At 45.7% G+C, this 14,130-nt stretch carries 8 protein-coding genes; all 8 read left to right on the top strand.

Translation table 11 applies throughout. From position 1 onward, the window contains the following. Nucleotides 1-21: 21 nt before the first annotated feature. The 8 genes from hrpB to BCU34_RS10975 all read left to right on the top strand — a co-directional run bounded on the left by hrpB (nt 22) and on the right by BCU34_RS10975 (nt 13,929). Nucleotides 22-2,520 (top strand): ATP-dependent helicase HrpB, encoded by a 2,499-nt coding sequence (gene hrpB, locus BCU34_RS11010; protein ID WP_102478384.1) that lies wholly within the window; start codon nt 22-24, stop codon nt 2,518-2,520. Continuing rightward, on the top strand, nt 2,517-4,916 hold the full coding sequence (gene mrcB, locus BCU34_RS11005; protein WP_102478385.1) for a penicillin-binding protein 1B: 2,400 nt from the start codon (nt 2,517-2,519) through the stop codon (nt 4,914-4,916). The genes hrpB and mrcB overlap by 4 nt, the downstream gene beginning before the upstream one ends. 38 nt (nt 4,917-4,954) lie before the next feature. Continuing rightward, nucleotides 4,955-7,288 (top strand): patatin-like phospholipase family protein, encoded by a 2,334-nt coding sequence (locus BCU34_RS11000; RefSeq protein WP_102478386.1) that lies wholly within the window; start codon nt 4,955-4,957, stop codon nt 7,286-7,288. 272 nt (nt 7,289-7,560) lie between these two features. Then, the gene (gene acnB / locus BCU34_RS10995) at nt 7,561-10,149 is read left to right on the top strand and encodes a bifunctional aconitate hydratase 2/2-methylisocitrate dehydratase (RefSeq protein WP_048658182.1); all 2,589 of its coding nucleotides are present in this window, start codon (nt 7,561-7,563) and stop codon (nt 10,147-10,149) included. Between the two features lie 267 nt (nt 10,150-10,416). Then, nucleotides 10,417-10,785 (top strand): YacL family protein, encoded by a 369-nt coding sequence (locus BCU34_RS10990; protein ID WP_102478387.1) that lies wholly within the window; start codon nt 10,417-10,419, stop codon nt 10,783-10,785. A gap of 239 nt (nt 10,786-11,024) precedes the next feature. Further along, the gene (gene glnK / locus BCU34_RS10985; protein ID WP_004738200.1) at nt 11,025-11,363 is read left to right on the top strand and encodes a P-II family nitrogen regulator; all 339 of its coding nucleotides are present in this window, start codon (nt 11,025-11,027) and stop codon (nt 11,361-11,363) included. A 27-nt stretch (nt 11,364-11,390) separates the two neighbouring features. Beyond that, entirely contained in the window at nt 11,391-12,620 is a 1,230-nt protein-coding gene (locus BCU34_RS10980) for an ammonium transporter (protein WP_048658181.1), read from the top strand. A gap of 295 nt (nt 12,621-12,915) precedes the next feature. Further along, the gene (locus BCU34_RS10975) at nt 12,916-13,929 is read left to right on the top strand and encodes a Fe(3+) ABC transporter substrate-binding protein (protein WP_048658180.1); all 1,014 of its coding nucleotides are present in this window, start codon (nt 12,916-12,918) and stop codon (nt 13,927-13,929) included. Nucleotides 13,930-14,130: the final 201 nt, after the last annotated feature.

Raw genomic sequence — 14,130 nt, 5'->3', positions numbered from 1 at the left:
ACAGGTAGGTTTTTATGTACAATGTTGCCAACATTACACCACAAGGTTCTCCCATTGCCACAACTGCCCATAGAAGCTGTGATGCCAGATCTGCTCGCTGGCGTAGAAACACACACTCAACTTATTCTAAAGGCCGCTCCCGGTGCGGGTAAGTCAACATTCTTCCCTTTACAGTTAGTTAAGACCAACGCCGTTCAAGGCAAAATCATCATGCTTGAACCGAGGCGTTTGGCTGCAAGGAATATTGCCACTTACTTAGCGAGCCAATTGGGAGAAAAGGTGGGGGAGAGCATTGGCTTTAGAGTTCGTGGTGAATCTAAAACCAGCAGTGCAACTCGCCTAGAGATTGTTACCGAAGGGATAATGACAAGAATGATCCAAACCGACCCTGAATTGACCGGGGTTGATATGGTGATCTTTGATGAATTTCATGAGCGCAGCATTCACGCCGATACCGCATTGGCGTTTAGCTTGGAGATCCAAGAGGCATTACGTGACGATCTAAAAGTGGTTGTGATGTCGGCAACCTTAGATCAACAAGCGCTGCAAACTTTGCTGCCGAATGCCAAATACGTTGAATCACAAGGTCGCACCTTTCCGGTCGATTTCCGTTATCAGCCTCTTAGCGCAAATGAATATCTAGCCCCTAAAATGGCTAATGTGATTCGATCTCTGGTGGAGAAAGAGTCAGGCTCACTTCTGGCCTTTTTGCCGGGCGTTTCTGCGATTAAGCAGGTGGAGTCTCAACTAGAACAACTCGCCAGTGATATCGATGTTTGCCCTCTGTATGGGCAACTCAGCTTTCCTCAACAGCAGAAAGCGATCGCGCCATCAGAGAAAGGGCGTCGAAAGGTGGTGTTAGCGACCAATATTGCTGAGACTTCTTTGACGATTGAAGGCATTCGACTGGTGGTTGATTCCGGGCTTGAACGTGTAGCGAAGTTCGATCTGAAAACCGGTATTACTAAGCTTGAGCAAGTGAAAATCTCGCAATCTTCAGCTGAACAACGAGCAGGTCGTGCAGGACGAATTGAAGAGGGCTTGTGCGTCCGTTTGTACAGCGAAACGCAGCTGATGCAGCAACCGGCTGTACCAGAACCTGAAATTCTTCATTCTGATTTGTCTTCGTTGGTGTCTGAATTGACGCAATGGGGCGCTGCGAGTGCCGATGAACTGCAATGGTTAGACGTTCCGCCCAAAGCTTCTATTGGGCAAGCCAAGCAACTCTTACAGACTCTTGAATTGTTAGACGATAATGGTCAATTTACGGCATTAGGAAAACAGGCCCAACGTTTAGGTCTAGAGCCTCGTATTGCCAGCATGTTGGTTAAAGCGCAGCAAGGTAGTCCTGCTCTGTTGAATGTCGCGATTGTTGCCGCTGCTTTGCTGGAAGAGCCGGAGCGCAATGTGACGGATATTCAACACTCTTTGCACCGATTTAAGCAAAGAAAACATTCCAAAAATAGCGTTGTGATGCAGCGAGCGAAAAGTCTCGCGAGCAAACTCAATCATCACTTAGATTTGTCACAAGCTGACGAATCATTGCTACCATTAGTGCTTTGTTTTGCCTTCCCAGACCGGGTTGCACAAGTGAGAGGCGCGACCAGCAGTGCTTTCCTTCTGGCGAATGGCCACGGCGCTGAGGTTCGTGACGATGACCCATTGGCGAACAATGACTATATCGTAGTGATTGATTTGATGCGCAGCACAGGGCGAGCCAGTCAAATTTTCTTAGCCACCGCGGTTGATATCGCGCAGCTAGAAGCTGAATTTCCAAAACTGTTTGTTCGTTCCGATTACGCCGATTGGGATGAGAAACGCGGCCGTTTAGTTGCCGAGCAGCGTGTATCTCTGGGCAAATTGATTATCAGCACCAAAGTTTTACCTGATCCCGATGCGAATCAGGCGAGCCAAGCGCTGCTCAATTATGTCGCTCGATGTGGGTTGGATCGCTTAAATTGGACAGCTTCGGCTAAGCAGTTGGTTGAGCGTGTACGCTGTGCAGAGCTTTGGATGCCTGAGCATGATTGGCCAGCGATGGACGATGCGAGTTTGATTGAACACCTTGATGAGTGGCTATCTCCGTATTTGAATGGCATTAAGTCGGCAAAAGGGCTGGCTAGTGTGTCGATTGAGCAAGCATTGTCGGCTTATCTTGGCTGGCCTTTGAATCAAGAAATCGACCAATGGCTGCCAACGCACTATCTGATGCCAACAGGCAGCAAGAAGGCCATTCGTTATCAATATCAATCTGAACCAGTGATCTCAGTGCGAATGCAGGAAGTCTTTGGCGAACAGGACTCGCCATTGATCGCGCAAGGGCGTAAAAAAGTAGTGCTTGAGCTCCTTTCTCCAGCACAGCGACCACTGCAAATTACTCAAGATTTAGCCGGCTTTTGGGCTGGCGCGTACAAAGAAGTACAAAAAGAGATGAAAGGCCGTTACCCAAAACATCCTTGGCCGGATGACCCTGCTAACCATGTAGCAACCACTAAAACCAAACGACAGTTGAATCGATGATGACCAAAATGTTAACGCCAAAAAAGGCACCACCTAAAAAAGCGCCAGCAAAGAAGTCACCAGCGACCAAAGCCAAGCCAAGAAAACCAAGAGCGGCTGCGAAAAAGACCAAACCTAAGGCTAAGAAATCTGGCAAAAGAGGTTGGTTGAAGATCCTATGGGGCATTTCTTGGAAAGCAGGCTTAGCGCTCGCGGCATTGCTGTTGTTCGTCGGTATATATCTCGACTCAGTGGTTAAGCAGCGTTTTGAAGGTCAGCTGTTTGATTTGCCAACCGTGGTTTATGCGCGAGTGCTAGACCTGTCTCCGGGAACTCCGGTGAGTTTGGTACAGGTTAAGAATGAGCTCGATGTACTTAATTATCGTAAGGTGAACGCGCCTCGTCACCCAGGCGAATACTCTTCTTCTTCAACCAAGATTGAAATGATTCGTCGTCCGTTCGAGTTTGTCGATGGACCGGAAGCGGATCGTCATGTGATGCTGCATTTCAATGGTAACGAGTTGACTCGTATTCAGTCGCTAGAGAAGAAAGGCGACATGGGTTACTTGCGTGTTGAACCGAAAATGCTTGGCATGCTTGAGAAAAGTAACGATGAGCAGCGCCTGTTCTTAAAACGTAATCAATTCCCAGAAGTGATGGTTGATGCCTTATTGGCAACCGAAGACCGAAACTTCTATCAACACGATGGCGTGTCGCCATTGGCCATCGCTCGTGCAATGGTCGTTAACGTCAAAGCAGGGCGAACGGTACAAGGCGGTAGTACGCTGACGCAACAGTTGGCAAAAAACCTGTTCTTGTCCAGTGAACGTACATTGTGGCGTAAGGTTCGTGAAGCCTACATTGCGCTTATCTTGGACCATCGTTACAGCAAAGACCGAATCCTAGAGGCTTACTTAAACGAGGTTTACCTTGGGCAAAATGGTGGGCAAGCGATCCATGGCTTCGGTTTAGCGTCTCGCTTGTACTTCGGTCAGCCAATTCAAGAGCTCCGTATCGATCAACTAGCACTGCTGGTGGGTATGGTGAAAGGCCCTTCGTATTACAATCCGGTTCGTTATCCTGAACGTGCTAAGACGCGACGCGATCTGGTTCTTCGCTTGTTGATGCAGCAAGACATCTTAACTCCGCGACAATACGAAGAAGCGGCGAGTCGTGATTTGGATATTCAAGACAACCCACGTATTGCTAGCCGTCAGCCCGCTTACTTCCAACAAGTAAATATTGAGCTTAAGAAGTATGTCGGCGATCGATTTGAGGCGAAAAAAGGGATTCGAGTCTTCACCTCTCTGGATCCAGTCTCTCAAGACAAGTTAGAGAAGTCGATTGCTCGTAAGGTGCCTGATTTATCGAAAACCGCAGGTAACAAACTGGAAGCAGCAGCTATTGCCGTGGATAGAAATACCGGTGAAATTCGAGCGATGGTCGGTGGTAAGCGTACTGGCTACGATGGCTTTAACCGTGCCTTGAACGCGAGTCGTCCTATTGGTTCTTTGGTTAAGCCAGCAATCTACTTAACCGCATTAGAGCAGCCTCAGAAGTACACGTTAGCGACAACATTGAAGGATACGCCACTGAGCTTGAAAGGCAGTAAAGGTAGTGTATGGAGCCCAAGAAACTTCGATCGTAAGTTCCGTGGCGATGTGCCTTTGTATGTGGCGCTTTCTAAGTCTTACAACGTACCTACCGTTCGTTTAGGCATGCAGTTAGGCATTGATAGTGTCTCGGATACGATTGGAAAGCTGGGGGTCGATAAAAATGAAATTCGTCCAGTACCGTCGATGTTTTTGGGTTCGTTCTCACTGACTCCATTCCAAGTCGCACAGATGTACCAAACCATTACCAATTCTGGGCGTATCGCACCTTTGTCTGCGCTTCGCTCAGTGGTTGATAACGATGGTGAGGTTTTGTATCAGTCGATTCCTCGTGTATCACAAAGCGTCGACCAGCAAGCCGCTTGGTTAACAACCTATGCAATGAAACGTGGCGTATCGGAAGGTACGGGTCGTTTCCTACAAGGCCAGTTTGCATGGGCAGGATTAGCTGGCAAGACCGGTACCAGTAATGACAGCCGAGACAGTTGGTTCGTGGGCGTTGATGGCCGTGAAGTGACGACCATCTGGCTAGGGCGAGATGACAATAAGCCGACTAAGCTTACTGGTTCGAGTGGTGCGTTACGTGTTTATGCCGATTATCTGAAACAGAGAACGCCCGAGCAGTTATTGCTGCCTTGGCCGACAGGCATTGTCACGGCCAACTTTACTCGAACTTCTGAAGGGGCTTTAGAGTTTGATTGTGATGGCGCAGTTAAACTGCCAGTTTGGGATGAGGATGGAAACATTAAAAAGGGCTGTGAAAGTCAACCAAAACAGTGGCTAAAGAAGCTTTTTCAGTGGTAAAGTCGTAACAGGAAAGAATGACAAGGACAGTTAAAATAATGATTTCTCGTTGGTTAGTGAGTGGCTTAGGCATTGTCGGTACAGTGATCAGTTTTCAGCTGTTTGCATCCACCGCGACACAGGTTGAACAATCTCAGCAGGCTGAACAAGCTCATAAAAGACCAACCGTTGCTGTCGTTCTTGCTGGTGGTGGGGCAAAAGGTGCAGCTCACATTGGTGTGCTTAAAGCTCTAGAAGAGATGCAAATCCCGGTTGATTACATTACCGGTACCAGTATGGGCTCATACGTTGGCGGTCTTTATGCGACAGGGATGAGCGCAGACGAGATCGAGAGCTTTATTTATACGGTTGATTGGAATCGCGGTTATCGTGATCGCGTTAACCGTAGTGATCGCCGTGTACGTGACAAAGAATATGAAGACCGCTACCAACTGAACACAGATCTCGGCTTAGGTTGGGGCGAAATCAAAGCAAGGAAAGGGGTGGTGCAAGGCCAGAATATGTTGCGTATTCTGCGTGAGACCACAGGTAATCTATCCTCATTCGATTCTTTCGACCATCTTGCGATTCCATACCGTTCCGTCGCAACCGACATCATCGAACTTGAAGAGGTGGTCATCGACCATGGTCACCTTGTTGATGCCATGATGGCCAGTATGTCGGTACCCGGTGCGCTTCCCCCTTATTCGCTAGATGGTCGAATGCTGGTTGATGGTGGTGTCACCAATAATATGCCAGTCGACGTTGCCAGAGCGATGGGAGCGGACATTGTCATTGCGGTGGATATCAGTACCAATTACAAAGGCAAAGAAGACTTCACGAATTTTCTAGCGGCAGCTGACCAACTTTCTAATTATCTGGTTCAACGCAGCACTCAGGAGCAAGCTGAAACACTGACCGATGATGATGTTTTCCTACGCCCTGATGTTGGGCAAATGGAGACGACAGAATTCGATAAAATGCCGGGTGCCTACCAAGCCGGTTATGACGCAGCGATTCAGAATAGCTCTGAGCTTTCTAAGCTGTCACTCTCTAACGCAGACTATCAGCATTATATCGAGGACAAACAAAAAGCACGCAGACAGCTGAAGCACGGTGATAAGACCGTCGTTGACCGAGTTGTTATCAATAACAATACTCACTATTCCGATAAGCTGATCGAAAACCGTTTAAACCTAGATTCCGGTAAGATCTTAAAGACCAGTGAAATTGAATCTAAAGTGCAAGACCTCTATGCACTGGATAGATTTGAGTTAGTCACTTATGAGTTTGATAATGTTGACGGTGAAGAGCAACTTACGGTGAATGTGGATGAAAAGTCTTGGGGGCCAAACTACCTCAACTTTCGTTTCTTTCTTGAAGATGATTTCTCTACTACCAGCCAGTACTCGATCGGTGTTTCAGCCAACTTTACCGATATCAACTCGCACGGTGCAGAGTTAAGAACCAATATCGAGATGGGTACGGATAAACGAATTGAGGCCGAACTCTACTCGCCATTCTTTTCGAGCCAAAAATTGTTCACTTCAGCATCGATTGTTTACAGTAAGCAGAACAGAAACCTCCCGGTCGATATTGACGAAATTGAAGAGCCAACACTAGACGTAACGAACGACTACTTTCCAATGACTTATAGCGAGTATGTCGGAGAGTTAGCATTAGGCTATCAACCTACCTTGTGGCAAGAGCTGAAATTCGGCCTTCGCTATACTGATGGGGATGTTGAGGTGGCTTCTTTACCTTCATTGGGCAGTGGTGGCTATAAACGTATTGGTGGCTTTATGGGCTATCGACTGGATACTTTGGATAACTTCAGCTTGCCGACTAAGGGCTTCTTTGTCGATTTGGAGTACCTTGTCTCCCATGATGATTTTGATAATGACAGCTCTGTTGGTGAATCGGATTTAACGTCTGAGAGTGATACGGTTTATGAGTTTTCAGCCAATTTCATGGCTGCACAAAGTATTGAGAAGCATACTTTAGTCGCAAAGCTCGATTACGGCATTGTAGAAAGTAAAAATTCAGTCTTTCCAATTGATCCGAAAGAGCTAGGAGGGTTCCTCAATCTATCCGGTATTCCAAGGAATAGCTTGATCGGTCAAAACTTAGCATACACCAGTTTGATTTATCGCTATAAGTGGTTTGAAAATGACTTCGGTCTCTTTAAATCACCATTCTACGTGGGGGCATCCATTGAACATGGTGGTGTTTGGTCGAACAATGATTTGAGTATTGATGAAGCGCCAATGTACACCGCGGGTTCTGTTTTCGCAGGAGTCGATTCACCCATCGGGCCGATCATTTTAGCTTATGGCCGAACCGAAGATAACTTCGATTCGGTGTATCTGATTGTAGGTACTTCCTACAAATAATCATGCGTAGAGTCGCCATTTAAGTGCGTAATTAGGCAAAAATAGTGGGACTTTCGTCTTAACTTGCTATGTTGGTCAAAATGATAAGATTTTAATTTAACGTTAAATTTGCTATTCTACCGCCCACAGTTTGGCCTCTATGACGCCGCTCATCAATACAAATTGAATGACAAAAATGGCAATGGAGAGCCAAGTTTCCAAGGATGTTCACTTCTTTATTTTACTAACAATTATGAAGGGAAGAAGTGAACCGCAATGAGAGGAAAAAAGTCGTGCTTGAAGCCTACCGTAAACACGTCGAAGAACGTGCTGCCGAAGGAGTTGTTCCAAAACCACTAGATGCTGAGCAGGTAGCTGGCCTAGTTGAACTTCTGAAGAATCCACCTCAAGGTGAAGAAGAAATCATTCTTGACCTACTAGAAAACCGCATTCCACCGGGTGTAGATGAAGCTGCTTATGTAAAAGCTGGCTTTCTTACGGCTATCACTAAAGGTGAAGTAGCTTCTCCACTAGTAAGCAAAGCAAAAGCTGCAGAACTGCTTGGTACTATGCAAGGCGGTTACAACATCGAATCTCTAGTATCTCTACTAGACGATGCTGAGCTTGCTCCAATCGCTGTTAAAGCTCTATCTCATACTCTACTGATGTTCGATGCGTTCTATGACGTAGAAGAGAAAGCGAAAGCGGGCAATGCATCTGCACAACAAGTACTTCAATCTTGGGCTGATGCTGAATGGTTTACAGCGAAAAACAAAGTAGCGGAAAAGATCACCGTTAAAGTATTTAAAGTTACCGGTGAAACTAACACTGATGACTTATCTCCAGCGCCTGATGCATGGTCACGTCCTGATATCCCAGTGCACGCGAAAGCGATGCTGAAGATGGAACGTGATGGCATTACTCCTGATGAGCAGGGTAGCGTTGGTCCAATCAATCAAATTGAAGAAATGCAAAAAGATGGCATTCCACTGGCTTACGTTGGTGATGTTGTTGGTACAGGTTCTTCACGTAAATCGGCAACAAACTCAGTACTTTGGTTCATGGGTGAAGACATCCCATTCGTACCAAACAAGCGTACTGGCGGTGTTTGTCTTGGTGGTAAAATTGCACCAATCTTCTACAACACAATGGAAGATTCAGGCGCACTACCAATTGAACTGAACGTACAAGACATGAACATGGGCGATATCATTGATATCTACCCGTACGAAGGTGTTGTTCACAAGAACGGTTCTGTGATTTCAAACTTTGAGCTAAGTAAAGTTCTTCTCGATGAAGTGCGTGCTGGTGGCCGTATTCCACTGATCATTGGTCGTGGCCTAACAGGTCGTGCTCGTGACTCTTTAGGTCTAGCTGAAACTGATCTGTTTGCTAAACCAATCGATCCATCTGCATCTGATAAAGGCTACACGCTAGCTCAGAAGATGGTAGGTAAAGCATGTGGTGTTGAAGGTGTGCGTGCTGGTCAGTACTGTGAACCTAAAATGACGACAGTCGGTTCTCAAGATACGACCGGTCCTATGACTCGTGATGAGCTTAAAGATCTGGCGTGTCTTGGTTTCTCAGCAGACCTTGTAATGCAGTCTTTCTGTCACACATCTGCATACCCGAAACCTGTTGATGTAAACACTCACCATACGCTACCTGATTTCATCATGAACCGTGCGGGTGTTTCACTTCGTCCGGGTGATGGCGTTATCCACTCATGGCTAAACCGTATGCTTCTTCCTGATACTGTAGGTACAGGTGGTGACTCGCATACTCGTTTCCCTCTAGGTATTTCATTCCCTGCGGGTTCTGGCTTGGTAGCATTTGCTGCCGCAACAGGCGTTATGCCTCTTGATATGCCTGAATCTATCTTGGTTCGCTTTAAAGGCGAAATGCAACCGGGTATCACGCTACGTGACCTAGTACATGCCATTCCTCTTTATGGTATCAAGCAGGGCCTACTAACCGTAGAGAAAGCAGGTAAGATCAACGAATTCTCTGGTCGTGTACTAGAAATTGAAGGTGTTGAGCACTTATCTGTTGAGCAAGCATTTGAGCTTTCTGATGCATCTGCTGAGCGTTCTGCTGCAGGTTGTACGGTTAAGCTATCTCAAGAGTCGATCGATGAGTACCTGAACTCGAATATCGTTATGCTTAAGTGGATGATCGCGGAAGGTTACGGTGATGTTCGTACGATTGAGCGTCGTATCACTGCAATGGAAGAGTGGTTAGCGAACCCTGAGTTGCTATCTGCTGATTCAGATGCGGAATACGCGCACGTTATCGAGATTGATCTTGCTGACATCGATCAACCAATCCTTTGTGCACCAAACGATCCAGATGATGCTCGTCTTCTTTCTGACGTTCAAGGTACTGAGATTCAAGAAGTGTTTATCGGTTCTTGTATGACGAACATCGGTCACTTCCGTGCTGCTGGTAAGATGCTAGAAGAGTTTAACGGCTCGCTAAATACTCGCCTATGGGTGGCTCCGCCAACCAAGATGGATAAAGATCAGCTGACAGAAGAAGGCTACTACGGCATCTTCGGTCGTGCTGGGGTTCGTATTGAAACTCCGGGTTGTTCACTGTGTATGGGTAACCAAGCTCGTGTTGCTGATGCTGCGACGGTAATGTCTACCTCTACTCGTAACTTCCCGAACCGTTTGGGTACAGGCGCGAATGTTTACCTAGCGTCAGCTGAACTTTCTGCGGTTGGTGCGATTCTAGGTCGTATTCCAACGAAAGAAGAGTACCTAGAGTACGCTGATAAGATCAATGCAACGGCTGCTGATACATACCGTTACCTGAACTTCCATAAAATGGGTCAGTACACGGAAAAAGCGGACACGGTTATTTTCCAAGAACCAGCCTAGTTCCTCGTCATATTTGTAGCGGCAGCGTTGTTGACTGCGTACGTTCACCCTAATCACATAGAGCTTCTATGCTCATAGGGATGAACGTACTTGTCGCCTAGCTGCCACTCCAACTATTTAGAGGAACCCAAATGATAGAGCGTCTACTTCGGTAGGCGTTTTTTTATGTCTGAATGTTAGAAGACGAGCGACTCGATCTCTTGATGACTTCGCTATATACTCTCGCCTCATTTTTAACCCTATCTGTCATTAGTGCGCGGAGCCTTTATGGAATTTGAATTTACAAGAAACACTTTAATGGGCGAGTACTATGTAAAGTGCAGTATGGGGCACGAGATCGTTGGCCGCTGGTTACAAGAAGAGATCGGTAAAGATAAGCAGAAACTAGATCATGTGATGGCGCTTATTGAGCAATCTCGACAGGACCTGAGCAATGAAGTGACGCTGCTTGGCAAAGAGATTAGCCTTGCCATCAATGAAGATGAAGTCACGATTCAAGAAAACGTGTTAGCGCATGACCAAGAAATGGAAGAGGGCAGTGAGTTCGACTTCTATAACTGTGAAAGCCAAGCAAGCTGTGGAATCGATGACTTTGAACTACTCATCGAACGCTGGATGGATTTTTTAGGTTACTAGTTTCTAACACCTATTTGTTAGTCATTCAGAGCTTTGAAGGCTCCGTTGCCCAAATCTGGAGCAATAAGAGCTTTACGCATTAAGATAGTGAAAAGGCCGCACCATATTGGTGCGGCCTTTTTTGTTTTTATAGTCTTATTATGTATATTTAATTAAAAATCAAACACTTAACTTTTTGGCACGCTACTTGGATTGTTATAAGAGAATTAACGGATTAAGTAAGAATTTAAGGAACGAATATGAAATTAATAAATGCCATTGTTAAGCCATTCAAATTAGACGATGTACGCGAAGCGCTCTCTGATGTGGGTATTGAAGGTATGACGGTTTCTGAAGTTAAAGGCTTTGGTCGTCAGAAGGGACACACTGAATTGTATCGTGGTGCAGAGTACCAAGTGGACTTCCTACCAAAGGTGAAGCTAGAGATTGCTACCCAAGCTGAAAACGTTGACCGAGTTGTTGAAGCGATTAGCCAAGCGGCACACACCGGAAAAATCGGCGATGGCAAAATTTTTGTGTATGACCTAAGCCAAGCCGTACGAATTCGTACTGGTGAAATGGATGCTGAAGCACTTTAAAGAATTACAAGGACTGGAGACTTTAATATGGAACTTACAACAACAGTAACGGAACTACGTTACGCACTAGACACTTTTTTCTTCCTCATTTCAGGTGCGTTGGTAATGTGGATGGCAGCAGGCTTCGCGATGCTTGAAGCTGGCCTAGTTCGTTCAAAGAACACCACAGAAATTTTAACTAAGAACATCTGCTTATACGCGATTGCTTGTACAGCGTTCTTAGTGGTTGGTTACAACATTATGTATGTCGACAACGGCGAAGGCGGTTGGTTGCCATCATTCGGTACTCTGATTGGTACTCAAGGTGAAGGCGCAGACCACTCTCTAGAATCAGACTTCTTCTTTCAGGTAGTATTCGTTGCAACTGCAATGTCTGTGGTATCTGGTGCAGTTGCTGAGCGTATGAAACTTTGGTCATTCCTTATCTTCTCGGTAGTACTAACAGCATTCATTTACCCAGTTGAAGGTTACTGGACTTGGGGCGGTGGTTTCCTATCAGAAGCGGGTTTCAGTGACTTTGCAGGTTCGGGTATCGTACATATGGCCGGTGCAGCAGCTGCATTAGCAGGTGTTCTACTGCTTGGTGCTCGTAAAGGTAAATACGGTAAGAACGGTGAAATCTACCCGATTCCTGGTTCAAACATGCCGCTTGCAACACTAGGTACATTTATTCTTTGGTTTGGTTGGTTCGGTTTCAACGGCGGTTCTCAATTGATGGTTTCAGATTTCGAGAACGCGACAGCAGTTGGTCAAATCTTCCTTAACACCAACGCAGCAGCGGCAGCTGGCGCAATCGCAGCACTACTAGTATGTAAAACGACTTGGGGTAAAGCAGACCTAACAATGATTCTTAACGGCGCGTTAGCTGGCCTAGTAGCAATCACTGCGGACCCTCTATCACCATCACCTCTATTTGCTGTAGCGATTGGTTCGGTATCTGGTGCATTAGTTGTATTCAGCATCATCGCTCTAGATAAAGCTAAGATTGATGATCCAGTAGGTGCAATCTCTGTACACGGTGTGTGTGGTTTCTTCGGTCTAATGGCTGTGCCACTAAGCAATGCTGACGCAACGTTTGGTGCTCAACTAATGGGTGCAGCAGTAATCTTTGCATGGGTATTCGGTGCTAGCCTAGCTGTATGGGCAGTGCTTAAAGCAACAATCGGTATTCGTGTTAGTGAAGATGAAGAGCTAGAAGGTATGGACATGCACGATTGTGGTGTCGGCGCTTACCCAGAGTTTGTATCAGTAAAATAATCGATAGTATTTGTCTAATCTGAACGGGTTAGGCAGGACAAAGAAAACCCCATAGCCATTGGTTGTGGGGTTTTGTTATTAATGGTCGAGTAGTTTTGATTGATGTAGATAAACCGATCTAGCCGGCAACGCTTCGCACGCATAAGTGGTCGCTTTGAAATGAATTGTTACAAAAGTGCGAGGCTGATGGCACAGAGCGAACAATTTTTTTGTCGGACATCATTGTAATTGTGTTACTGATGAATATAATAACGCAACTGATATAGATTATCATTTCGATATAAAGGATTTTACCATGAAAAAACTGCTAACACTTTCAGCTCTAGCGTGTAGTGTCATTGCCCCTGCTGCAATGGCTGCGGAAGAAGTGAACGTATACTCTTACCGTCAACCTTTCCTAGTTGAACCAATGTTCAAGGAATTCACAAAAGAGACTGGCATTAAAGTAAACGTTAAGTTTGCTAAAAAAGGTTTAGCAGAAAAGTTAGCTCAAGAAGGCGAATACAGCCCTGCAGACGTAGTGTTAACTGTAGACATCAGTCGTCTATCTGAGCTAACTAAACAAGGTTTAGTTCAGTCTGTTGAAAGCGAAGTTCTTGAAAAGAATATTCCTGCTCAATACCAAGATACAAACAATGAGTGGTTCGCTCTAACAACACGTACACGTAGCGTTTACTCTTCTCGTGACCGTGTTGGTCGTCTAGGTGAGGAGTTTACTTACGAAGATCTAACTAAGCCTGAATTTAAAGGTAAGATCTGTACGCGTAGCGGTAAGCACCCATACAATGTTTCTCTAGTATCTTCGATGATCGCTCACAAAGGTGAAGCTGAAACGAAAGAGTGGCTAGAAGGCGTAAAAGCTAACCTAGCACGCAAGCCTCAAGGTAACGATCGCGCACAAGTTAAAGCGATTAAAGAAGGCCTATGTGATGTTGCTCTTGGTAACAGCTACTACCTAGGCAAGATGGTTAACGATAAAGAGCAAAAAGCTTGGGCTGACGCTGTTTACATTAACTTCCCTAACCAAGAGACAACGGGTACTCACGTGAATATCTCTGGTATGGCAATGGCTAAATACTCTCCAAACGAAGAGAATGCCGTTAAGCTAATGGAATTCCTATCGGGTAACACAGCACAAAGCATGTATGCAGAAGTGAACTATGAATACCCAGTGAAAGCTGATGTGAAACCTTCTGAGCTTGTTGCTTCATGGGGTGAATTCAAAGCAGATACAATTTCTCTAGACCAAATTGCTGACCACCACGCAGCAGCAATTAAACTATTAGACGAAGTTAAGTTCGATCTTTAATTTATTACTGTAGGCTTCGGCCCAAGTAAAATGACAACCTCAAGTCGCCATTTTCGGTCACTTGGGGTTGTTTGTTTTGGAAAATCACTTTTTGATACAAAGCTCGCCGTTGATCCCTTGAGTTATTAGCATCTCACCTTGAAGTCATTACAGTATATGGGTATAAATAACCCCACCATTAAAAGGACATGAGATGTATTT

The sequence above is a fragment of the Vibrio sp. 10N.286.45.E10 genome, assembly GCF_002874195.2.
In the GTDB taxonomy this organism is placed as follows: domain Bacteria; phylum Pseudomonadota; class Gammaproteobacteria; order Enterobacterales; family Vibrionaceae; genus Vibrio; species Vibrio crassostreae.
Note: the sequence above shows the minus strand (reverse complement) of the source record. Positions and strands in the feature narration are given on the sequence as shown.

Excerpts from the sequence above, each read along its gene's own strand:
- hrpB (WP_102478384.1), top strand. The coding sequence starts at position 22 with ATGTTGCCAACATTACACCACAAGGTTCTCCCATTGCCACAACTGCCC.
- mrcB (WP_102478385.1), top strand. The coding sequence starts at position 2,517 with ATGATGACCAAAATGTTAACGCCAAAAAAGGCACCACCTAAAAAAGCG.
- BCU34_RS11000 (WP_102478386.1), top strand. The coding sequence starts at position 4,955 with ATGATTTCTCGTTGGTTAGTGAGTGGCTTAGGCATTGTCGGTACAGTG.
- BCU34_RS10990 (WP_102478387.1), top strand. The coding sequence starts at position 10,417 with ATGGAATTTGAATTTACAAGAAACACTTTAATGGGCGAGTACTATGTA.
- glnK (WP_004738200.1), top strand. The coding sequence starts at position 11,025 with ATGAAATTAATAAATGCCATTGTTAAGCCATTCAAATTAGACGATGTA.
- BCU34_RS10980 (WP_048658181.1), top strand. The coding sequence starts at position 11,391 with ATGGAACTTACAACAACAGTAACGGAACTACGTTACGCACTAGACACT.
- BCU34_RS10975 (WP_048658180.1), top strand. The coding sequence starts at position 12,916 with ATGAAAAAACTGCTAACACTTTCAGCTCTAGCGTGTAGTGTCATTGCC.